Source organism: Lachnospira hominis (ex Liu et al. 2021), from assembly GCF_014287955.1.
Lineage (GTDB): Bacteria > Bacillota > Clostridia > Lachnospirales > Lachnospiraceae > Lachnospira > Lachnospira hominis.
This window is the reverse complement of the sequence record NZ_JACOPD010000006.1, coordinates 26,163-51,114: the sequence shown is the minus strand read 5'-3', so window position 1 is coordinate 51,114 and position 24,952 is coordinate 26,163. Positions and strand designations below refer to the sequence as shown.

The 24,952-nt window shown below is 37.2% G+C and carries 19 protein-coding genes; all 19 read right to left on the bottom strand.

Annotated features, from left to right (window positions below; translation table 11 throughout):
- Positions 1-13: 13 nt before the first annotated feature.
- Positions 14-829, bottom strand: coding sequence for an N-acetylmuramoyl-L-alanine amidase family protein (locus H8S01_RS09225; RefSeq protein WP_186836997.1), 816 nt, complete (start codon positions 827-829; stop codon positions 14-16).
- Positions 830-968: 139 nt separating this feature from the next.
- The gene (sigE, locus tag H8S01_RS09220; protein ID WP_021866112.1) at positions 969-1,709 is read right to left on the bottom strand and encodes an RNA polymerase sporulation sigma factor SigE; all 741 of its coding nucleotides are present in this window, start codon (positions 1,707-1,709) and stop codon (positions 969-971) included.
- Entirely contained in the window at positions 1,681-2,619 is a 939-nt protein-coding gene (locus H8S01_RS09215; protein ID WP_021866113.1) for a sigma-E processing peptidase SpoIIGA, read from the bottom strand. Before H8S01_RS09215 ends, sigE begins: the two co-directional genes overlap by 29 nt.
- Before the next feature lie 181 nt (positions 2,620-2,800).
- Entirely contained in the window at positions 2,801-9,049 is a 6,249-nt protein-coding gene (locus H8S01_RS09210; protein ID WP_186836996.1) for a pectinesterase family protein, read from the bottom strand.
- Between the two features lie 212 nt (positions 9,050-9,261).
- The gene (locus H8S01_RS09205) at positions 9,262-10,098 is read right to left on the bottom strand and encodes a MerR family transcriptional regulator (protein ID WP_186836995.1); all 837 of its coding nucleotides are present in this window, start codon (positions 10,096-10,098) and stop codon (positions 9,262-9,264) included.
- Between the two features lie 103 nt (positions 10,099-10,201).
- Positions 10,202-11,413 carry a cell division protein FtsZ gene (gene ftsZ / locus H8S01_RS09200; protein ID WP_186836994.1) on the bottom strand — a complete coding sequence of 404 codons (1,212 nt, stop codon included), beginning with the start codon at positions 11,411-11,413 and terminating at the stop codon, positions 10,202-10,204.
- A 75-nt stretch (positions 11,414-11,488) separates the two neighbouring features.
- Positions 11,489-12,211, bottom strand: a complete 723-nt coding sequence (locus H8S01_RS09195; protein WP_021866117.1) for a cell division protein FtsQ/DivIB — start codon at positions 12,209-12,211, stop codon at positions 11,489-11,491.
- Entirely contained in the window at positions 12,208-13,458 is a 1,251-nt protein-coding gene (gene murA, locus H8S01_RS09190; protein WP_021866118.1) for a UDP-N-acetylglucosamine 1-carboxyvinyltransferase, read from the bottom strand. Before murA ends, H8S01_RS09195 begins: the two co-directional genes overlap by 4 nt.
- 66 nt (positions 13,459-13,524) lie before the next feature.
- On the bottom strand, positions 13,525-14,676 hold the full coding sequence (locus H8S01_RS09185; protein WP_330605563.1) for an FtsW/RodA/SpoVE family cell cycle protein: 1,152 nt from the start codon (positions 14,674-14,676) through the stop codon (positions 13,525-13,527).
- A 36-nt stretch (positions 14,677-14,712) separates the two neighbouring features.
- On the bottom strand, positions 14,713-16,071 hold the full coding sequence (gene murD, locus H8S01_RS09180; protein WP_021866120.1) for a UDP-N-acetylmuramoyl-L-alanine--D-glutamate ligase: 1,359 nt from the start codon (positions 16,069-16,071) through the stop codon (positions 14,713-14,715).
- 54 nt (positions 16,072-16,125) lie between these two features.
- Positions 16,126-17,865 (bottom strand): peptidoglycan D,D-transpeptidase FtsI family protein, encoded by a 1,740-nt coding sequence (locus H8S01_RS09175; RefSeq protein WP_186836993.1) that lies wholly within the window; start codon positions 17,863-17,865, stop codon positions 16,126-16,128.
- A gap of 68 nt (positions 17,866-17,933) precedes the next feature.
- Positions 17,934-19,832, bottom strand: a complete 1,899-nt coding sequence (locus tag H8S01_RS09170) for a peptidoglycan D,D-transpeptidase FtsI family protein (protein WP_186836992.1) — start codon at positions 19,830-19,832, stop codon at positions 17,934-17,936.
- 41 nt (positions 19,833-19,873) lie between these two features.
- Positions 19,874-20,386, bottom strand: a complete 513-nt coding sequence (locus H8S01_RS09165) for a cell division protein FtsL (RefSeq protein WP_186836991.1) — start codon at positions 20,384-20,386, stop codon at positions 19,874-19,876.
- 2 nt (positions 20,387-20,388) lie between these two features.
- Positions 20,389-21,333 (bottom strand): 16S rRNA (cytosine(1402)-N(4))-methyltransferase RsmH, encoded by a 945-nt coding sequence (gene rsmH / locus H8S01_RS09160; RefSeq protein ID WP_186836990.1) that lies wholly within the window; start codon positions 21,331-21,333, stop codon positions 20,389-20,391.
- Positions 21,334-21,365: 32 nt separating this feature from the next.
- Positions 21,366-21,803 carry a division/cell wall cluster transcriptional repressor MraZ gene (gene mraZ / locus H8S01_RS09155; RefSeq protein ID WP_021866125.1) on the bottom strand — a complete coding sequence of 146 codons (438 nt, stop codon included), beginning with the start codon at positions 21,801-21,803 and terminating at the stop codon, positions 21,366-21,368.
- Between the two features lie 253 nt (positions 21,804-22,056).
- Positions 22,057-23,154 (bottom strand): redox-regulated ATPase YchF, encoded by a 1,098-nt coding sequence (gene ychF / locus H8S01_RS09150; protein ID WP_021866126.1) that lies wholly within the window; start codon positions 23,152-23,154, stop codon positions 22,057-22,059.
- A gap of 89 nt (positions 23,155-23,243) precedes the next feature.
- On the bottom strand, positions 23,244-23,804 hold the full coding sequence (locus H8S01_RS09145; RefSeq protein WP_186836989.1) for a chromate transporter: 561 nt from the start codon (positions 23,802-23,804) through the stop codon (positions 23,244-23,246).
- Positions 23,801-24,376: a chromate transporter gene (locus tag H8S01_RS09140; protein WP_186836988.1), complete on the bottom strand. Its 576-nt coding sequence runs from the start codon at positions 24,374-24,376 to the stop codon at positions 23,801-23,803. The genes H8S01_RS09145 and H8S01_RS09140 overlap by 4 nt, the downstream gene beginning before the upstream one ends.
- 59 nt (positions 24,377-24,435) lie before the next feature.
- Positions 24,436-24,825 (bottom strand): C-GCAxxG-C-C family protein, encoded by a 390-nt coding sequence (locus tag H8S01_RS09135; protein WP_243204325.1) that lies wholly within the window; start codon positions 24,823-24,825, stop codon positions 24,436-24,438.
- Between the last annotated feature and the right edge of the window lie 127 nt (positions 24,826-24,952).

Sequence of the window (24,952 nt, the reverse complement as noted above, 5' to 3'; positions counted from 1 at the left end):
CCATTCTTACATGCTAGTGTGCTTTTCCGTTAAGATATTCCACTATGCCGTCTGCTATTGCCGTTGCCGTAGTATCAAGCTTATCTGTCACAAGCTTTACATCTGTGCTGTCAGTTATAAAACCAAGCTGAAGTACCATGCTTGCACATGAGCTATGTGAATTAATATAATAATTTTCCTGATTGTCAGCAACAGTTCCGTACTTGACACCTCTGTCATTAAATCCTGCCTCTGACTTTAACTGTTTTAATACATCCTCTGCAAGTTTTTGCGAATCTGCCGGTTTTTTAGTATGAACCCAGCACTCTGCCCCTTTTGCAGTAACTGTCTTATCAGCTGAATTCATGTGGATTGAAACCATCGCAGATGCTTTGGAATCGTTACATGTTTTTACACGCTGTTCATTAGTAACATCTTTATCAGAAGTTCTTGTCATAACAACATTAACTCCGCTCTCCTCAAGATATTCCTTCACTTTTAATGCTACTGACAATGTTATTGCCTTTTCTGTATAATTACCGGACGCTCCTCCCGTACTGCTTCCGCCATGAGCTGCATCAATACAGACTGTCGGATTTCCCTGAACCTGCGTCCTGTTGGAATTCTTTTTTGTATCAGTCTCAGCTTTTGTTACCTTTTCAGACTCTGTCTGTTTAACTGTATTTTTTTCAGCATTTACACTTGCAGTCTTTGATGAACTTCCGTTATAATCATTATATATAATAAATCCAAATATCACGATTGTCAGTAATGTAACTGCACCGATAATCTTGTCCCATCTTTTGGGTGGATTCTCTTTCTTATTTCTGTTAAGCGTCTTTTTACCCATTTTACATCCATTCCTGCGTCATTTACGCATACACTTTTTATTTTCTCTAAGTAACGCCGAATTGTCAAGCTTTTTTACAAGAAAAATGAACAGAAAAAATGCACAACCCTGATAACGGTCATGCATTTTCTTTTTATTTTCACGAATTTTTTATCATTTCTTTTTTCAGACGCTTTATAATCTTTTTTTCAAGCCTTGAAATATATGACTGAGATATGCCAAGCATATCTGCCACCTCTTTCTGGGTCTTTTCCATTCCGTCCGAAGCACTTAATCCATATCTTAAATCTACTATCATGCGTTCCCTGTCTGAAAGTTTTTCTATCGCTTTACTAAGAATTTTTCTCTCAGCCTCATCTTCCAAATCTTTATATATAATATCTTCATCTGTTCCAAGAATATCCGACAGTAAAAGTTCATTCCCATCCCAGTCAACATTGAGAGGTTCATCAATTGAAACTTCTGCCTTTGTTTTATTATTTCTTCTAAGATACATCAATATTTCATTTTCTATACATCTTGAAGCATATGTTGCAAGCTTAATATTTTTTTCCGGATTATATGAATTAATCGCCTTTATAAGACCAATCGTACCTATTGAAATTAAATCCTCTACTCCCACTCCCGTATTGTCAAATTTTTTTGCTATGTATACAACAAGTCTCAGATTATGCTCAATCAGCTGTGACTTTGCACCTTTTTCGTCCTGAGTGCCAAGTTTTGAAATTGCATCCGCCTCCTCATCTGCTGCCAGAGGTGCCGGCAGGACATCCGTACCACCTATATAATGCACATCCGACTGTTTTAACAGACAAAAATTTCTGAAATTTGGCACAACCTTAAATTGAAATCTATCTTCTACCGCAACTTTTAAAACCATAACAACCTCCAAATTTTAATTTCTTTATACAATTTTCTGCCTGCACAGCTCCTATATTTACAAGTACATCAAATTCATTATCCGATGATAATTTTACTGTGCTAAGCCCAATCAATGCATTTTTTTGTGCATAGACTTTTTTCTTTGTGTATATGTACATGCTGTCCACTGTAATAACCTCTAACATTCCGCTCTCACATCCCAGCGAATTGTAGGGAATCATATGGTATTTCACTTTTGTATTAAGCTCTATATCATCTAGAATTAACTGTCTGATACTGTCACCACCAAAATTCAGCGACTCCAAATCCACTATTGATACACTCTTTTTGAAATATGGGTCTTTTAGTACATTTCCCGTATCTATATATCCCTTTAAATCAAAACATTTGTCATTAAATATTATTTTAACAAGACATTCACTTTCACCATATACAATACGCACCATTATCTGTTTTATAATCATCCCCACAATTACAACCGATAACGCTGTAAACATAAGCAGCTCTGTGTCACTAAGAAGATTCATGCGAATCCAGTAACCAGCATATGTATAGTAATAAATCATGTATATACTTCCTGCCATGCAGAATGTCACTCCAAAAAGAATTGCAGTACCTCTTATTAATTCTTTAAAATTACATTTTCCGGCACATATTCTAATCATTAATGCACTGATTAAAATATATGTACATATATTAACCGCTCCTTTGATATTTTCCGGTACAATCAACACAATTACAGACCATAATGCCCCAAAAGTGGCAGATAATAATATCTGTAAATATGTAGCAGCAAATTTACAGATTTTTTTTGTTATACAAAGCACTATAAAATCCATAATAAAATTGATTACGAAAAATTCATCAAGATAAATTACTTTCCTTTTTATCACCTCCTGACAGGACATATTATAGGACTGTATACATGCATAATTTGTCAAATCTGGTAGTATATTACTAAACTTTAAATTACGTGTTTCGACAATTTATCTCATTATGCAAAGCAAGGGGGCTGCACCTTAACGACTTTCAATCGTTAAAGTGCAGCCCCGGCCTTAAACATGTATTAAAATTATTAGGAATAGCTGATTAAAACTGTCTTCTCTTCCTTGTCATTAAAACATATGCTGCTCCCATAGCACAGATTATCATAGCAAATGATGCTGCCATAATATCTTTTCCAAATGAATCACCTGTTTCAGGTGCTGCATTTGTATTCTGGCTGTCATCAGGAGTAACTGTCTCTGATGATGAAGGTTTGTCTACATTGTTATCTGTATTTTCATTATCAGGTTTAGTAATTTCTAATGATTTTGTCTTATCTTCATAAACAACAGCATATACAGAAAATCTGTCTGTTGCGAATGTAAGTGTTGATGAAGCCTCGTCGAATGTGCTGTCTATAACTTCAGCTTTTTCTCCATGAATTCTTACAACACTGTATGTTCTTTCCTTTGAAGAATCAGTATTTTTAAGTTCATCTGCAATCTTAACACTGAATGTTGCAGGTGTGCTTAATTCAGACACTGGTGCCTTGTAGTCATCACCGATTTTCTTTGTCATCTTAATGTCAAGATAAAGTCCTGTGATACCGTTTTCGGCATATTTCTTTACTTCAGAATCAATAAGTTCTTTTTGTTTTTTGGTTACTGTGTCTTTTGCATTCTTTATTTCAGCAGATATGTGTAAATCTTTTCCTGATTCAATAAGTGCTTTTTCTTCCTCTGTAACTTTAACTGCATCTGATGAAACCTTTACAACAGCCTTGTCAACACCTTCTGTTTTTTCAATCACATCATCAACAACCGTAGAACCCGGATTTTCCGGCTTAGGGTCTGGCGTCGGTGTTGGATCTGGTGTCGGATCCGGTGTTGGGTCTGGTGTCGGAACATTTCCCGTAATAACCTCACCGTCAACAATAAGTGTTACATCTGAGAATGTTACATCAGCATTTCTAGCAACGAACATACCTACATATACATATTCAGAATCAACTGTTGTAAGCATAAAGTCAAATCCGCCTGTTATTGTGTCTTCGTCGCCGAATGTGCATGCATATCCGTCTGAATTGCTTTCAATCTTTAACGCATATGTCTGTCCTGCCTTAACTTCACTCTTGCATGTTCCACCCTGTGTAAGAACACCGCTCTTTCTTGCAAAGCAGTTCCATACACCGCCTGCTGTTGCAAGCTTCAACGGTCCTGCCGCAACGTAATCGCCAAGTACATCTGTACGGTTTTCATCAATATACATATCATCTCTTGCCATAAGGCCAAATGATACCTGGTCATTTAAATCAAAGCTGTTTACAGTTGCATTTGCTGTAATTGTAAATTTGCTCTTTACAGGAACTTTATAGTAAAACATTGCAACACCATCTGCTGATGCACCTATTTTACCTTTATTCTTCTTTACCTGAATATGGAATTTGTTATCATTCATTTCAAGTGTCTGATTTGATTTACTTGGAGCTCCGCCGACATTGCCGAATACAGTTCCCTTAAATACACCAGCAGGTGACCATATTGTACTGTCTTTTACAACACCGACATATTCTGCTTCCTTATAGTCAGGATTCTTCTTTAATACATCTTCTTTCTTAGGTGCTTCTGCATCAATAATGTGTGAAGAAATTCCCTTTACGCCAAGTTCCTTGATTGTCTTTGTTATGAGGTAAGCATTATATCTTCCGCCCCATATATTTGTATGTGTATTATCTACACTTGATGACTTAGATGATGTCCATGCGTGTAAATTAACTGTCTCATCAGGTCCAAGTTCATCATAGAGCTGCTTTGTAAGTGATGTCATATCTACAACTGCAACTCCTGTATCTTTTCCAAGATTAATAATTGATTTTGCATAATCTCCACCTTCAAATGCACCGCTTGCCGATGTAATATGAAGATTTGAATTTGCCCAGTCTTTAGTTGCTGTTCTCCTTACGATAGGAGTACATACAACAACTGTAACACCTTTATCCTGTGCAGGCTTAATATAATTTTCATATAATGAATTGGCAAATGAACCAGCTGTCTTATAATCTCCGTTAGGATTTGTATATCTTGCCTCCTCTGCTTTCTCATCATTATGTCCAAAACCGATAAGAAGATAATCGCCGCTTTGCATACCCTCAATAAGTGTCTTATACTGTGGTTCTGATGTATAACTCTTAGAACTTCTTCCTGACAATGCAAGATTATTTACTGTAAGAGTATCATCAAAATATGCAGAAAGCTGTGTACCCCAGCCATATCTAGGATAATAATACTTATCACTGAAAGATGAAACTGTTGAATCTCCGACAACCCATACTGTAGCTTTTGCTGATGGGTCCGGTGTTGGTGTAGGGTCCGGTGTTGGTGTAGGGTCCGGTACCGGGTCTGGTGTCTTATTAAGTTCATCTTTCTTGGTTCCGATTGCCTTAATAAGTTCTTGTCCGTAATTAGTCCAATATTCAGACTGTGCTGAATATTTACCATTATCATCTGCTGCATATGCAGTAAATACACTGCTTCCGTTAATACTGAAAATCTGCTGTCCGTCAGGATTGATTCCCGCTGTCTTTGCAGGCATGCTGACTGCTTTTGATATTGATAAATTCATATCCTGAAGCTTTGAAGCAAATAATGCTGCTGTGATAAAACCACCGAGCTTATTGCTGTGTGTCTTATCTCCCGCTGCCATAATCTGTGTTGCAAGCTGTGATACACCTGACTTTGCAGATGAATCATTCTTATATGTCTCCTCATAGAGTGATTTTGTAATTGCAAAACCATCGAGAAGAAGAACATTCTGCTCACTTGCAAGCTGCTTAACTGCAGTAACATAAGCATCATTTGATGAAACATATGTACCTGTTGTCTTATCTGTAGAATCATGATGCGGCTTAATTGTACCATCTGAATTATAGTAAAGTCTTGATACCGGTGTAACAAGAACAGGAATTGCTCCGACACTCTTTGCTGCATCTATATACTGCTGTAAATACCATTTGTATGTACCACCGCAGTTATAAGAATAGAATGTATCACCATATTTGCTTACAAGTGATGAAGGTGTTGCTGTCTTTGTACCTGCTGTACTTGGATATACGCCATCTGCATCCGGTGTTCCGAGCGGTACATATCTATCCTCAAGGTAACCTGATTTGTTTGCACAATCATTATGACCAAACTGAATAAAGAGATAATCTCCCTCTTTGATATTCTGTTTAATCTTGTCAAGAGAACCTTCGTTTATAAAGTTTCTGCTGCTTCTTCCGCCGTTGGCATAATTCTGTACCTTAACCTTTGAAGAGTCAAAGAATGACTGTAAGAATTCACCCCACGCACCTTCGCTCTGTGCTTTTCCGCTCATATACATACCTGCTGCGGAATAATCTTTAACTGTAGAATCACCTGCAAGGAAGATATTTACACCATCTCCGAGTTCAATATCTGTGCTTCCCGAAGGGTCTTCAAATCCGTCTCTTACAAAAGCTTCAACCTTATAAGACTTTTCTGCTGCCTTGTTTCCGCTCAATGTCTCAGGAACAACAACAACTTTAATATAGTTTCCTATATCGTTTTTAGTGATTTTATATGTCTTGTCTACATTTGCTGTTGATGACTTAACAAGAGTCTCATTGCCGTCTTTGTCAACTCTGTACCAGCGTATAACAGAAGCGTCACTTGCATCATTAACATCTCCGAGAGAATATCCTGCTGTAAGTGTATGTCCAGGATATGGTGCATTGATGTCGCCGTTATCAACAACAAAAGGAACTGTCTTAAATTCCACTGTACCATTCTCATCTTTATATGATACAGGTGTCCAGCTGCCAAAGTATGACTTAACATTTATTGCAGCTGCATCGCTGTCACTTAATGCCTTTCCTGCTCTCTTTGACAAATCAACCGCTTCACCAGTTGTAAGACGTGTATTGTACTCTGCAAAATTAGCTTTCTCAGGCTTAACAGCCATCTCATACCATCCCGCATCATTAATAAGATTATCTGTCATCTTAGTATTGATAAATGTAACACGGGCATCTGCACCCCAAGGTCTTCCGAGATAACCTGCTTTTACTGTAAGGTCACTGTTTCCTGTTATTGTACAATTTCTGAAAAGATAACCATACTGTGTTGCCGTACCCGGCTTGTGTGCTGTGATATAACCACCTACAGAACCTGTGCTGTAACCGAAAAATCTGAGTTCACAACCATCAAATACTGCATTGCCGTCACCGAAGATATAATCCGTGTTACCTTCGATTCTGCAATTCTTGAAATAAAGGTTTGTTGCGGAATTTCCTGTATAAAGTGTATCCTGGCTTCCCAAAAATGCACAGTTTGTAAATTCCGTTTTATCAGCTTCAATAGCAAGTGCTGTAGCTCTCTCTGTTGCAGCCTTTGATGTTGCATCAAGTCCGTAAGTTCTCTGAGGAAGCTTTGTATTTGCCGCATTTACACCGTCTTCTATTTCTTCATCTGTTATATAACGGTTGAATGAAGCCTCAAATGTAATTCCGTCGGCTCTGAATGCAGTAGCACTGTTCTTTACATATACAGAGCAGCCCCATTTTGAAGCCTGTGCTTTTTCATATTTGTCATAAGCATTTTCTTCATTGTAAAAACCTGTTGAATCAATGCTGTAATATTCGTATCCGATACCGTAATACCATGTAAGAAGGACATCTTTACCTGAATTCTTCTCATCGTTTACAAATGAGATATAAGGTGTTGTAACAACAACCTGTTCTCTGTATGTACCCGGTTTGATATGAATTGTTACTCTTTCGTCTTCTTTTGAAGGATTCATCGCAGCCGCTGCCGCAACAGCTTCCTTCACCGTATTATAATTAAGTTCTGCCTTATCCTCGTAGCCTACATAAATGTCAGGTACTCTTGTAAGTGCGTCTGCTTTCTTTGTTGATACAAATAAAATATCTTTGCTGACATCAGAACCTTTTACAACAACATGGGTTGTAGTTCTGTAATCAGCAACTGTTGTAACAACCTGATATGAACCGTCTCTTAATGAAACTTCATAACCGCCGTCCTTAACAGTTCCTGTATATTCATACTTATCTTCAACATTAACAAACTTAATTGCCGTTACTTTTGAAGCATCATCAAGTCCGTTAAACTTACCTGTTGCTTTGTATACTTTCTTTAAGGCAACTTCAATGTCACTGCTTACATCCTTGTTGTCAAGAATTGTCGCACCCTTTACGATTTCATAATCATTTACTCCGTAAAGAACCGCTGTATACTCAACATCAGGTTCAAGAGTTGCCTCAAATGTCATATCGCTGTTTAAATTAAGTGTAACATCATCTGCAAGTGTATTCTTATCTGCCTCAAGTTTTACGCTTAATTTTGAAATGTCATAGTTCTTATCAAATCCTGTAAGCTTACCTGTATACTTGTATACAGACTTTGCCTCGACTTTTAATATAACGCCATCCTTACCTGATATAATATCATCTGTCTTTGTAGATATTACTTTTGTGTCAGATGTAAATCCATATCCTGTAACTCCTGACAATGCAGCTGTATAATCACAGCCTGCAGCAAGCACTACATTAAAGCTTCCATTTTTTACTTCTGCTTCGTAAGAAATATCATTAGTTTCATCTTTAAAGACTATTTTATAATCTTTAATATCAGCACCATTTAAATCAATTGTACCGCTTACATTTACACCCGGAATTCTTACAACTCTGTTGTAGCAAGGTTTTCCTGCCACAGAATCAGCATATACTTTATACTGTCCGTCGTATTTTGCGATAAATTCATACTTTCCTGCTGTGTTTGAAAATTCTTTTGAATCCTGCTGTTTTCCGGACTCACCAAGATACTTAAAAATAAGATTACTTGTTGCTGCATTACTTGATACCATATAGACAACAATCTTGTCTCCAGCTTTTACATTATCAATTGTAAAGCATCTTCTTGATTCTCCTCCGGTACCATTTGAATAAAACATACCATTTGCAGCATAACCATCTGCATACTTTGTAGTTGCATAACCACTTGCACCATAATTCTTTGATGAAGTAGAATACAATCTGTCTCCTTTTGTTGTAATAAGTGTCAAATCGCCAAACTTAATGCTTGCTGCATTAAACTTCGCATTGGTTCCAACATCACTGCAATTGTCCCAGTCTGATGCACTGATATTATTCTGATACATTTCAGTGTTACTCTCAGCAACACCACCGAAATCCCAGACATCAATTTTTCTTGCTGTCTTTTCAAAAACCCCTGCAAAAGCACTCATATCAAGGCTCATAACAAGCAGCAGTATGGCACTCAAAAGACAACTGAGACGTCTTTTTGCAATTCTTTTCATGCTTCTCCTCCTTATTTTTTGCTATATTAAAAATACCTGAAAGAACCTGTACGTTACATACAAGTTCTTTCAGGTACAAATTGTATAGTATGAACCAATGTCAAGGTCAACACTTTTTGCATAAATTACATAAAATTGTTTTTTTATAAGTACACTTATGAAAATATCCGGTAGAATATTTTACAAATGTATTTAATAATCTATTTGAATTTTTATACATCATTCTTCCCAAAAGGCAGGCTCATAAGCATGTAAATAACATTTTTACCGCTATCCCGGACTTTTGTAATTACAATTCCGATTATATCCCCATTAAGATAAAGATTATGTTCTTTCATATAATCAAGATGCTTGCCAATCATAAGTTCTTTTAAATATTCTGGATTTTCATTTGCCAGCCGTCCTATATCTGCCGGTACTTCTGATATGCCCATTACAGATGGTTTTCCTTTATATATCTGTGTATAACTGTTTTCTGTCATTCCATATTTGTCCATATGTTCTTCCTTTACTGACCATCCACAACATACACGGAAATTGCCATTATCAACGGATTCTTTCGGTATAATATACGTATGCAGTACCTCCGGTGAATTATATATAAATTCACCAAGCTTTTGCAATCTTTCAGGCTCCTGAAGAAGCTTTTCACCATCTTTATATATAACTGTATACATAGTAAGACTCATTTTCTCATAAATATCTGAATATGTAGCTGCCTTATTCATAAGAAGGTAATCATCTTTGAGGCGATGACGCAGATAAGTCATATATGCAATCTGCTTATCCATCTCATCCATTCTTTTTTTGTATGCATCAATTGTCTCTTCAAGAGAAAATGACTGCATCTGGCTTATCTGTTCATGCGAAAAACCATATTTTACATGCATTTTTGCATTCATCACAGAAAAAATATCATCATCATTGTAATATCTGTATCCGCTGTTTTCGTCACGCACCGCAGATATATACCCCATATCTTCGTAGCGTCTCACAGTATTTGTAGAAACCCCTAAAAGCTTTGCAAGCTCACTTATTTTATACCTCATAACATCCTCCTTGTTTTTGCGAAGCAAAAAGACATGGCTGCCTCACTATGATAAGCAAGGCAGCCTGTATTAATCATAAATATAATTTTTTACAAAACCATTATTACTTCTTTGTCTTCTGTAAAAATGTAGGAATGTTTATTCCTTTTTCCTTAACATTACTTGTAACCTGTCCCGGCTGTTTTAAGCCCGGAAGCGGTGACTGTGAAATCGTTGATGCAGTCTGCTGTGTTGATGCATGTCCTGCATTAACACTTGTTGAAGCAGCAGCTGATGCTGAACCAGAATATGTATATGAAGGCTTAACTGCCTGTCTTGGTGTCTGTACTTTTGCTGAAAAACCTGCCATTGCATTATTCACGTTGCTGTCTTCAAGACCTGTAGCAATAACAGTGATTGTTGCTGTATCTGCTGCATTTTCATCAAACATGGCACCAAATATGATATTGGCATTCTCACCGGCAAGCTCCTGAACATAACTTGCAGCCTCATTTGCTTCAATAAGACTTATATCACCTGATATATTAATGATAACATGTGTTGCACCTTCAATTGTTGTCTCAAGAAGAGGACTTGTAACAGCCTGCTTAACTGCCTCAATCGCCTTGTCATCACCTGTGGCAGTACCAATACCGATATGTGCGACACCTTTATCTGTCATGACAGTCTTAACATCGGCAAAGTCGAGATTAATAAGACCAGGAACATTAATAAGGTCTGTGATTCCCTGAACTGCCTGCTGTAAAACTTCATCTGCTTTCTTTAATGCATCCGGCATTGTTGTTCTTCTGTCAACAATCTCAAGAAGTCTGTCATTAGGAATTACAATAAGTGTATCAACACTTTCTTTTAATCTTTCAATACCAGCAATAGCATTAGTCATACGTGTCTTTGCTTCAAACTTAAAAGGTTTTGTAACTACACCTACTGTAAGAATACCTTTTTCTTTTGCAATCTTGGCAACTACAGGTGCTGCACCTGTTCCTGTTCCACCGCCCATACCGCATGTTACAAATACCATATCAGCACCATCAATAGCCTGTGTAAGTTCCTCTATATTCTCTTCTGCTGCCTTCTGTCCAATCTCAGGCTGTGCACCTGCACCAAGTCCTTTTGTAAGCTTCTCGCCAATCTGGATTGTTGTTGGTGCTTTACATAACTGCAATGCCTGTCCATCTGTGTTAATACCGATAAACTCAACACCGCTAATATTTTCATCTATCATTCTGTTGACTGCATTGTTACCTGCTCCGCCAACACCTACTACTATAATTTTTGCTGATGACTCTGCGTCATTTGTCATAATCTCTAACAAGGGTATTTGCCTCCTTAACCAATTTGCACTTATTAAATATAATATAAAATTTTAAACAAAATATCAATACATTTTTCAATTTTCTTTCTTAAATATAACAGACGATTCACTTCCGTTATAATCTGACAAATATAATGTTCCTTTCAGATTGGCAATCTTATTTTCCATGCGTTTCAAAGCGTAAAGCCTGTCCGTGATGTCAGCTGCATTTCCAAGAATAATTTTGACTTCATTCATATAAAGTGTAACATTATAAGAAGAATCAAAATATACTTTATCTATATCAAGATTGTACTTTTCAAATGCCTGCGTAAGTTCAAGTATATCCGAAAATACACTGTCATCTCCAGCATCAAGCTTGCTTCCCAAAACGATTGATGTAAATTTCAATCCTTCTATCTGAGGAACACCGCTGTATAATTTTGACGAGCTTTCAACAACTATTCCATCCTTATCAAAATACATGTTGCAGCCCATATAATTAATATATCCTACAACCGCCTTCTCATATATTGTAACATTCATTTTATCCGGCCAGATTGTCTCAACTTCATATTTCTGTATAAAAGGAATCTGTTTGTTTTTTTTGCCGAAAATGTTATATACAACCGCATTCGGTGTATCCGTTCCAAATATGTAATTATTCATCTCCTCATCAGAGTAGTGCCTGTTTCCTTCGTATGATATATTATTTACCCTGAACAGGAAATAACCTGCCACCACAAGTGCTGCCACAAGGCATATAATAACAGGCACTACTATTTTTATAACTCTGTTGTTGTTTTTCTGCCTTTTCATATTTCTATTATTTCTGCTCCAAGTTCTCTGTAATTCGATACAAATTTCTCATATCCTCTGTTTATATATTGCGTGTTTCTGATTATACTTTCGCCATCAGCTGCGAGTGCTGCCACAAATAAAGCCGCCGTTCCTCTCAAATCAGTTCCGGCAACATCTGCTCCGGTAAGTCTGCTTCTGCCGGTAACATGAGCCATATTTTTATCAACCGATATGTCTGCTCCCATCTTTTTAAGCTGTCCGGCAACGCCAAATCTGTTTTCAAATATGCTCTCTTCAAACACTGTCTTTCCATCACTATATGCAGCCACACTCATTGTCACAGACTGCATATCTGTAGGAAATCCCGGATATACACTTGTTTTTATATAATCAACCGCTTTGGGTCTTTCTTTCTGGAATATAGATATTCCATCTTTGCACTCTTTGTACTCAAGCCCCATGCCCGTGTATACATCGAGAAATCCCTCTGCATCACATATGTTACATCCGGTAAGCTTTATATTTCCCCTTGTCGCACATGCAGAAGCAATATACGTTCCCATCACCATCCTGTCAGCCGGAATTGTGTACACTGTGTCATTTAACTTATCCACACCTCTTACTGCAATTGTGTCACCACCTGCTCCTTTTATGTCAGCGCCACAACCTGTCAGATAATCACAAAGGCCGACTATTTCCGGCTCTTTAGCTGCATTTCTGATAATAGTAATTCCCGGCACCTTAACCGATGCCATAATAGCATTCTGTGTTGCACCCACACTTGGAAATCTAAGATATATATCAGCCTCATGGAGTTTTAATGCCGAAACACTTACATACTCATCATCAAGCTCCCATGATGCACCAAGTCTTTTAAATACATCAAGGTGTATATCAATCGGTCTTTTTCCAATTTGACATCCTCCCGGTTTTGCCGTCTTGACGCTTCCGAATCTTGCAAGAAGCGGTCCCATAAGCACAGAAGATGCTCTCAGTTTTCCTGCCATATCAGCCGTAACAGGCTTGCTTACAGCATTAGCAGTATCAATTATCAGTGTATTTTGCTCCCTGTTAATTACACAGCCAAGACCGGAAAGGATCTCCTGCATTATAAATACATCATCAATGCACGGGCAATTTTCAATAACACTGATACCTTCATTGAGAATACTTGCTGCCATAACTGGAAGACATATGTTCTTTGAACCCTGCACTCTTACACTTCCGTATAATTTTCGTCCACCCTGAACACACAGATTTTTCAAAACTCTGCCTCCGGAAATGCTATATAACATTATATGAATTTATTTACAATCTGTGCATCCATCCTGTCAGCTTTCCAGCCTTATTTTACTTGAAACATTAAGAACAAGCCCTATTTCAGCCAGAAGTATTGTCTCTGATGTTCCGCCATAACTTATAAATGGAAGTGAAACACCTGTATTTGGTATAAAATTAGTTACAACTGCAATATTAAGGACAACCTGTATCGCAATATGTGCAAATACCCCTGATACAAGGAGTGTTCCGAATAAATCTGGTGCATTCTGTGCCACATGGGCAATTCTCCATAACATTACTCCAAAAACAATAATAACGAAAATAGCTCCAAAAAGTCCAATCTCCTCGCATATTATCGAAAAAATCATATCATTTTGAGATTCAGGTATGTATCCCAGTTTTTGCAGACTCTTTCCAAGTCCTTTTCCAAAAAGTCCGCCTGAACCTATGGCATAAAGAGCCTGCACAGTCTGAAAGCCTTTATCGCTTGCATAATTTTCAGGATTTATCCAGACAAGCAGTCTGTTAAGCCTGAAACTCTCTGTCATATTTCCACCTTTAATCATATTCGTAAGCCATGCATAAATACCTCCGACACCGGCAGCCACAAGCCCTGTCAATGCCACATATATTTTATATCCCGGATATGCTATAAACGTCTGAACAAATGCAATAAGAAAAATTATTATAGCACTACTCATATTATTTGAAATAACAAATACAAGTGCAGCCTCAACGCCACCGGTAAGAATACATATCAGCATTACATACCGGAACTTCTTTAACTTTGTTCCATATGAGCAGACTGCTGAAGATACCATCATTATAACCGCAGGCTTACACACATCTGCCGGCTGTACACCAATTGAACCGAATCTTATCCAGCGGGTTGCACCATTTGCCTCACTGCCAAATGGAATTAATGCAAATACAAGAAGAGATGCACATATAAAAATCGGAAACGCAAGTTTATGCCATACATGATAATCAATCCTGTATGCAACATACATGGCAGCAAACCCCAGCAGCATAAACATAAGCTGTTTTTTGAAATAGTATTGTGCATTGCCGAATTTCATCTGGGCAGTATATGAACTTGTACTATAAATCATTATAAGGCCAAAGCCGGCAATAAATATTGTAACAAATAAAAGGCTATAGTCAAAATATCTTTTTACCGATTTCTTTCTGGTTCTATCCACAACTGTCTCCTTAATAACTTTTCTAATTTATAATATTTAAAGTGCATTTACATAATCTTTAAACATTCTTCCACGCTGTTCATAATTATCAAACATTCCCCAGCTTGCACATGCAGGAGAAAGAAGCACTGCATCTCCTGGTTTCGCATTCTGTGCACATATTTTTACAACTTCTTCCATTGAATCAGCATAAATAATTGAATCAAATCCATACTTTTTGGCTGTCGCGGCAATTTTTTCACTTGTCTGGCCTATAAGCACAAGAAGCTTCACTTTATCCTTGAATGCTTTTACATATAAATCAAATTCAGAACCTTTATCATATCCTCCACCGATAAGAATTGTAGGACGCTGCATTGCCTCAATTGCTTTGACTGCCGCTTCCGGATTTGTTCCTTTTGAATCATTGTAATACATTACATCATTTTTTGTCGCAACATATTCAATTCTGTGTTCAACTGCTTTAAATACACGTACCTGATTTACTATAATATCATCAGGCACACCTGCTGCCTTGCTTATTGCTACAGCCGCACAAACATTTTCATAATTGTGCTTTCCAAGCAGATTCATATCATGCACATTAATAATATCCTGTGTAGATGTGCCGTCTGTATATTTAATCATATCACCATCAACATATGCACCAACCGGAACCTTTCCATTACTTGAAAACCATACAACAGATGCTTTGCACTTGTTTTCGCCAAATTTTCTTAAACGCTCATCATCATAATTAAGTACACATGTATCCTGTTTTGTCTGATTAGCTGCAATCATTTCTTTTGTCTGTTCATAACATTCCATTGTATGATGTCTGTTAAGATGATCTGGTGTAATATTTAAAACAGCACTTACCTTAGGTGCAAATTTATGCACCGTTTCAAGCTGAAAACTGCTTATTTCTGCCACTGTATATGAATCTTCATCTGAATTTAACACTTCTTTTGTATAAGAATTGCCAATATTGCCGACAACAAATGTCTTTTTTGCCCATGCTCCGACAATCTGTCCTGTGAGTGCTGTTGTTGTTGTCTTTCCGTTAGTACCTGTTATTGCAAGCACTGTTCCTTTATCATAATTATATGCAAGTTCAACTTCTCCCCATACCGGAACGCCTGCCTTTCTAAATTCTACAACAACATGATTATCTATCGGAACGCCCGGGCTTATGACAAGCATATCTATTCCTTCCATATACTCTCTGCTGAATTCGCCAAGAATAATCTGTGCTTTGTCTCCATTTAACTTCTTTATCACATCGTCTTCGCTAAGTTTTGAACCACCATCGTACAATACAACATCAGCTCCTACCTGATTAAGAAGATGTACTGCTCCGATTCCGCTTATTCCTGCTCCTACGACCATAATCTTTTTATTTTTTAAATCTAACATTTCAGCTTTCTCCCTTGCATGCTTTAAATTCGCTTTTATGTTCACATTTTACTCTCAATTATTCTGTATTTCAAGATAAGGCAGTATATTTTCAAAAAGCTCCCTTATAACGGGTGCCGCGATTGTTCCGCCATAATATATGCCCTGTGGTTCATCAATAAGACACATTGCTATTACCTTTGCATTATCAACAGGTGAAAATCCGATGAAGCTTGAAATATATTTTCCCGAGCCTCGCGGAAGTTTCTGCGAGGTTGCAGTTTTACCACCTATCGAAAATCCTTCTAAATATGCCTTTTTACCGCCTCCATCTTCAACTACCTGCCTGAGAATATCTTTCATCATAAGACTTGTTTTTTCTTCTATGGCATTACTTTGAATTTCATAATTGAATTCAACCGCTGTTCCATCTGCCTCTGACACGCTTTTAACTGCAAAATGAGGTGTGACAAGATTTCCGCCGTTTATGATTGCACTTGCAGCACGAAGCATCTGAAGCGGTGTTATCTGGAATGACTGTCCGAAAGACATTGTTGCAAGTTCAACTTCACCTACATTTTCCTGCTTGTGAATGATTGTCGATGCTTCACCTGCTATATCAATTCCTGTCTTTTCAAGCAGACCAAGTTTTCCCATATACTCAAAAAACCGTTCAGTTCCGACTCTTCTTCCCCACTCTATAAATGCCGGATTACACGAGTTCATTACGGTCTGTGTAAACGTCTGTGTTCCATGTCCTGTCGTCTTGTGGCACCTTATTTTTCTGTCAGCAACAATAGCACTTCCTCCACATGTGAAATGGTCATTTAATGTTACACTCCCCGTTTCAAGTGCGGCAGTTGCTGTCACCATTTTAAATATTGAGCCTGGTTCATATGTATCATTAATACAGAAATTTCTCCACATATTATTTAATAAATCCATTTTTGATGTTCCTGTTGATGATATCAGCAAATCACTGTTTAATTCATACGGGTTATTCAAATCATATTCCGGTTCATTTGTCATAGCGAGAATCTCTCCGTTTTCAGGATTCATAACGATTATTGAAACGCTTTTTGCCTGTTTCTGTTCAAGAGTTTTTTGTGCAAGCTGCTGTGCATATGACTGTATATTAATATCTATGCTGGTATAAAGGTTACTCCCCTTTTCAGGTTCATCACGTTCTTCATTACCATTTTTCACCTCAACACCCCACGCATCAGTCAGTGTGAGTATCTGCCCGGGAGTACCTGAAAGATATGCGTCGTATTTCGCTTCAAGTCCAAGTATCCCCTGATTGTCACTTCCTGTAAACCCAAGAACTTTGGAACATAATTTTGAATATGGATAATATCTTTTATAATCTTCATCCACCTTGACACCTGAATAATTATATTCTCTTATCCTGTCACCGGTCTCTTTGTCTACATTTGTCTTCACCCTCTCAATTGAGGATACTTTCTCAACCCTCTTTCTTGCAGCTTCTTCCGTAATATCAAGCTCTTTTACAAGCATTTGTATTACTTCCTGTGGCTGTGTAATCTGGCTATGTATAACCGAAACAGTACATACTGTTTTGTTTGATGCAAGCACAACTCCGTTTCTGTCAAGGATTTCACCTCTTAACGCTTTTATGTCACGCTCTCTTTCATGCAGCTTTTGTGCCTTTTCAAGATAGTACGATGACTGGAATACACATACATATAAAAGTCTTATGCTTATAAGTAAGAGTGCGAGAATCACACATGTAATACTAACCAGCAGCTTCTTGCGGTGATAAGTCTTAACCATGCCTTCATCACGGTTTTTCATAAACATCTCCTGATATGTCAGTGGCTTACATAATTTTATGTACTATATAACGGATATAATCACTCTTTTTAATTATTATTTGTATTTGTTGTATCCGGAAGTTCTACAGTTGATTCAACTGCACTATTGGTTGTATCAACCGGTTCTGCCTTAATATCTTTATAAATATTAAGATATGGAAGAGCCTCCTCGTAGATACTTCTTGAAAGATTAAGTGCATCAAGAGAACTTCCTGATGTTCCGTTTGTCTCAAATGGTTCATCAATTACTGTATACAATACAAGCTGTGGGTCATCAGTAGGTGCACATCCTATATAAGATACAACCCACTTCTTATCTTCTCGCGGCTGTTTCTGTGCCGTTCCCGTTTTACCACCGATAGCATATCCTGCAACACCTGACTTTCTGGCAAGTCCTTCATCTACGCCGGCTCTTAAATATGTGCGTAGCAGCTGTGATGTCTCTGATGTTACAGTCTGTCTTACAAGATTAGGTTCTATCGTTTTTACGACTTCTCCTGTACTCTTTTCAATTCTTTTTACTATATGAGGCTGATAATAATTACCACCATTTACAAGTGATGAAAATGCCGCTGCCATCTGAACCATATTTACATTGATATTCTGTCCAAAAGAGTTACATGCTGCATCAATGACTGTCATCTTCTCACCGATTGTAAGACCGGCTTCCTCGCCCGGCAAATCAATGCCTGTCCTGTTACCAAATCCAAAAAGTGCCGCATATTTCGCAATTTTCACACCACCAAGCTTTGCTGCAATCTGCATCATAGTCGGATTACATGACTGTATAAGACCTTCTTTTACTGTAACAGTACCATGTCCGCTGTGTTCATGGCAGTTGATTATGCTTCCGCTGACTTCCATGAAACCACCGCAGTAAAATGTATCGCCATCATGTATAACACCTTCCTCAAGTCCCTCTGCTACCGTAAATGGCTTGAAAGTTGAACCCGGCTCATATATAGTAGAAACACAATAATTACTCCACAATGCATACATGGCATCAGTCATCTCTATATCAGTCATTGTGCTCAACTCTTCCTGTGTGTACACACCACTCAGGTCTCTCGGATTGTTAAGATTAAATGTCGGATAACTTGCCATTGCAAGAATCTCCCCCGTCTTTGGATTCATTGCAATTACAGCCGTTGACTTTGATGGTCTTTCGGCATTTAATTCTTTTATTTTATTTTCAATTATGCTCTGTACTTTATAATCTATTGTTGTCACAAGATTATAGCCATCTTCAGCTTTTTTCTCCTGTGTCTCAACATCAAGATTTTCACCTACATAACTGTATGAAATACCATCTGTTCCGGACAGTTCCTCATCATAATAATTTTCAAGCCCAAGCTCACCGCCATTTGCAGCACTTGCAAATCCAATTACATCGGCCGCCAGTGTAGAAAATGGATATTTTCTTATATAGCTGTCTTCAAACCACACACCTTTTATATATGGATTATTTTTTGTATCTTCCACACGGCTCTCAAATTCTGAGATTTCATCTTTTGTCAGCTCTTTTAACAGCTTCTCATACTGACTTGTGCTTTTAGTTGCAAGAATTGACTCAAGATCACTTCTTTTTAAATCAAAACATTCTGTCAATGCCGTAAGTGTCGGTTCTTTATACTTTTCATCAGACAATATAAGTTTCGGGTCAAGTATCAGGTTGTATACTCTCTCACTATACGCAAGAACTGTTCCATTAGCATCCTGAATCTGACCTCTCTTGTAAGGTATTGTTGTAGATGTATAACTCTGATGGTCAAGTACCGTCTTAGAATAAGCTTCTCCGTGATTATAGTTGATGAGAAGTATTCTCACTGCCAATGCAAAGAGTACAAGAATTATAACAAAAAAGGCAACGCCCATTTTGTTTTGTACTTTCCTAAGCATTGCCTTTTTTCTTCTGTATTTATTACGTCTAAGTTCTTCGTTATTCATATGCGTTCTGAATTCTCCCATATATCAAATGTAATATAATCTTATGGAATATCATGATACTGTTTTACGTACTCACTTACTCCCGCATCATATGTAATAACCTGATCTCTCTCAGGATAAACCATTCCAAGTTCATTTACAGCTGTATTATAAATCTGTTCGTAATCTATGCCTGCATTAATTTCAAGTTCAAGTTCATCATTAGAATTAGTAAGTTCATTAAGTTCTGACTGAAGCCTTGTAACTGCTGTTGAGTTAGTCTTGACCTGTGACTGGACATTCAGATATTGTAAGCATATTGCAAATATTGTAATAACAATAGCTGACACTCCGACTGTATACAGGAAATTAAGTCTGTTGGCACGATGTATTGCCTTACGCTTTTTTCTGATGGCAATCCGGTCTTCCTCTGTTATTTCAACTTCCTTAGGTATATCATATTCTTCATATCTTCTCTGTGGTGCAGCTGCAAGTTTTCTTACAGTATTTCCACTCACATATGAACTTGTGCCATATTTTTGTCTTCTTTGATTTTCAACTCTCCTACCAGCCATTTTTAAGCCTCCCCTGCTCTTTCAAACACTCTTAACTTAGCACTTTTCGAACGTGAATTAACACTAAGTTCTTCTTCAGACGGAAGTATCGGTTTTCTTGTAATAACCTTTCCCTTTGATTTCTTTCCACATACACATACCGGAAAATCTGGTGGACATGTACATGGGTTCTCATTATTTTTAAATCTTACTTTTACAATTCTGTCCTCAAGAGAATGGAATGTAATAATACATAATCTTCCATCCGCATTTAGGCGGTCTATCATTGTATCAATAGAATTTTCAAGAACATCAAGCTCATGATTTAATTCTATTCTTATTGCCTGAAATGTCCTTTTTGCAGGATGTCCTCCGTTAATCCTGCACTTCATCGGTATAGCTGCCTTTATGACATCATTGAGTTCAAATGTTGTCTCTATTGGCTTTTCAGTACGTCTTGCAACTATATGTTTTGCAATGTTTTTTGCAAATTTATCTTCTCCATAATCACGGATTATTCTGTATAAATCAAATTCACTGTATGTATTTACTATGTCTTTTGCTGTTATCTGCTGCCTCTGATCCATTCTCATATCAAGAGGTGCATCTACATTATATGTAAATCCACGTTCAGCTGTATCAAGCTGATAAGATGAAACTCCAAGGTCAAGTATTATTCCGTCAACCTTGACTATTCCCAGTTCGTCAAGTACATCTGCAATATTACAATAATTATTTCTTACTATCGTAACCCTGTCAGCAAATCCCTTTAATCTGTCTGTAGCTGCCTTAATCGCATCTGCATCCTGGTCTATTCCTATAAGTCTTCCTCCGGCAGTGAGTCTTTTAGCAATCTCATATGAATGTCCGCCTCCGCCAAGCGTTCCATCCACATAAATACCATCCGGCTTTATATTCAGATTTTCAATTGTCTCTTCCAATAAAACTGATTTGTGCTTAAACTCCATATCCGAATCTTTCCTTTACACTTAGTAAACTGCTATATACTAAATCCCAGACTTTCCATATTTTCTGCCACTTCATCCATGTCACCATCATATGTATTCATAGATTCATCCCAGCGTTCTCTGCTCCATATTTCGATTCTGCTTGCAACTCCGACAAGCACAACGTCCTTCTCGAGACTGGCAAACTCCCTTAAAACCTGTGGGAGAAGTATTCTTCCCTGTTTATCAACTTCGCATGCCGCTGCTCCGGCAAGGAAAAAACGTGTAAACTGTCTGGCATTTTTATTAGTAAGTGGTAAGCTTTTCAGCTTTTCTTCAAATCTGGTCCATTCATCATTCGGGTAAACAAAAAGGCAGCCGTCGAGACCTTTGGTAACAATAAAATTATCACCTAATATTTCACGGAACTTCGCCGGTACAATAAGACGCCCTTTGGCATCAATTGTATGGTTATATTCTCCCATAAACATAATTTCGTGCCTCCATTTACCACTTTAAACCATTTGCTACCACTTTCCACCACTTTATGGTCAATTTTATACTTATTTTAGCTAAAACACAAGTCTTTTTTGTACAAAAAAAACAGAGCAAATATTGGAAATTCCTCAATATCTGCTCTGTTTGTATTTATATAGTGTATTAACGTAGTAAAGCCCACAATATATAGATTTTTTGTTTTGTAATATATTTCACAAAAATTTTACAATTCTTTATAAATTGGTTTTATACATTGAATCTGAAAAGAATAACATCGCCATCTTTAACAACATATTCTTTTCCTTCCATTCTTACAAGACCTTTTTCTTTTGCAGCATTATATGAACCGCAGTTAATTAAATCGTCATAAGATACAACTTCTGCCTTAATAAAGCCTCTCTCAAAATCACTGTGAATCTTTCCGGCTGCCTGAGGTGCTTTTGTACCCTTAGTAATTGTCCACGCTCTTGTCTCTGTCTCACCTGCTGTGAGATAGCTGATAAGTCCAAGAAGACTGTAGCTTGCTGAAATAAGCTTATCAAGTCCTGAAGACTTGAGTCCAAGGTCTTCGAGGAACATCTTCTTCTCATCATCATCAAGTTCTGAAATTTCCTGCTCAATCTGTGCACAGATTACAAATACTCCACAATGTTCTTTCTCTGCAAATTCACGTACTGCCTGAACATACTTGTTATCAGCACCATCATTTGCCAAATCATCCTCTGTTACATTTGCCGCAAAAATTACAGGCTTTGCTGTAAGAAGATTGTATTCTTTGAAAAATGCCTCTTCATCTTCATCTTCAAGTTCAAAATTCTTTGCAAGATTGCCTGCTTCAAGGAACGCAATAAGTCTCTCAATCAAATCACATTCTTTTGCAATCTCTTTATTGTTATATGATGCTCTCTTCTGCTTAGAAAGTCTTCTCTCGAGAACTTCCATATCTGAGAAAATAAGCTCAAGATTAATTGTCTCAATATCTCTTAATGGGTCAATTGAACCATCTACATGAACAATATTGCTGTCTTCAAAACATCTTACAACATGGACAATCGCATCAACTTCCCTGATATTTGCAAGGAACTGATTACCAAGTCCTTCACCTTTTGATGCACCTTTAACAAGACCGGCAATATCAACAAATTCAATAACAGCAGGTGTAATCTTTGCTGAATTATAGAGTGCTGCAAGTCTGTCAAGTCTTTCATCTGGAACTGTAACAACGCCAACATTAGGATCAATTGTACAGAACGGATAGTTTGCAGACTCAGCTCCGGCTTTTGTAAGTGAATTAAATAATGTACTCTTACCAACATTTGGCAGACCTACGATACCAAGTTTCATAATTTATTTTCTCCTTTAAAAGTATTTAATGTCATAATACAATAGAATATAGTATATCACATATATGGTAAAATGTACATTTCTTATTTTTATGCAATATATCCGGCTGCTATCCCTAATATTGCACTTAAAATGATTATTATAATCGGATGTACTTTTTTAAATGACAAAATAAGTGCAATCACAAGTATTCCTGCGGAAACATATGTACCTGCTGCCTTAAAAATTTCCACTGCTAATCCATCAGGAATAAATACTTCCCTGCCTACTGATATAACTGAAGCTCCGATAAGTCCGACAACTGCTGGTTTAAGTCCGCTCATACACCCTTTTATAATGCCGCTGTCCCTGAATTTCTTATAACATCCGGCTATTATGAGAATTATTATAAACGACGGCAGCACAACACCAAGTGTTGCACATACCGAACCGGCAATACCGGCAACTTCTTCCCCTACATATGTAGCAACATTTATAGCAAATGAGCCCGGCGTACTTTCGCTGACCGCTATAAAATTAACGATATCCTGTTCATCCATCCACCCATGTGCCATGACTTCACTCTCTACAAGCGGAAGCATTGCATAGCCTCCTCCGAATGTAAAAGCACCTATTTTAAAAAATGTCCATAATAATCTGATATATATCATATATTCTGCTTCTCTTTTCCTGTTTTTATATAAGATGTTATAAGTCCAAATAATGCACAGCATGCTATAACAATAATTACATTAACATCAGCAAATGCACATAAAACAAATGCTGCAGCCATAACTATATATGTCACAGCTGACTTTTTAACATTCTTGTACATAAGCCACAATGCTCTTATTATAAGTGCCAGTACACCGGCTCGTATACCATTAAATGCATACTTTACAATCTGTATATCCTGAAATCTTTTCAATACAAAAGAAATCGCCAGTATTATTACAAATGACGGCAGTATCATGCCAGCCGTTCCAACAACAGCTCCCCAAAATCCTCCAACACGATATCCTACAAATGTCGAAGTATTTATCGCTATGGGGCCCGGCGTACTCTCTGCTATTGCTACAATATTAAGTATATCTTCATCATCTACCCATTTTCTTTTCACCACAGTCTCTCTCTGAATAAGCGGAATCATTGCATAACCACCGCCGAAAGTGAATGTGCCTATTTTCATAAATGTTATAAAAAGCTGTAAAAGTATTCTGGATTTTTTTTCATTTTCTTTCATAAAAATATCCTCTGATAATTATTAAATAACACATTAAAAGTATAGCTCAAAATACCATCTTATTTTAATTCATCCTCAAGAAATAACGCTGCATCTTTCACACAGTCAATACATTCTCTTTTTACAACCCCATCATTTATTCCTTTTAATTCCTTACAGACAACTGTACCATTTTGTTCCTTAAATCTATTGATTATTCTTCTTGAACCCTGCATTGTTTTCACGGCATCTTTATTAATCATACCTAATACACTAACTGCACCTATTATCGCTCCACATGTTGCTTCCATACTGCCTCCAATACCAGCAGCAAAACCCTGTGTAAGATTTTTTGCTGTTTCTTCATCAATACCAGCCATGTCACAATACGTGCATGCCACTGCCTGGGCACAATTATAACCACAATTTTTTCTTTTTGCCGCTTCATTCACTTTTGATTGCATAGACATATTTCCTCTTTTATATGTATTTTGCGATAATAATATCATTATTTACTAATCTTTTCAATATTATTCTCTCATAATTTTAGGCGGCCATCGTTTCCGATAGCCGCCTTGCAATTTAATACGTTTTATT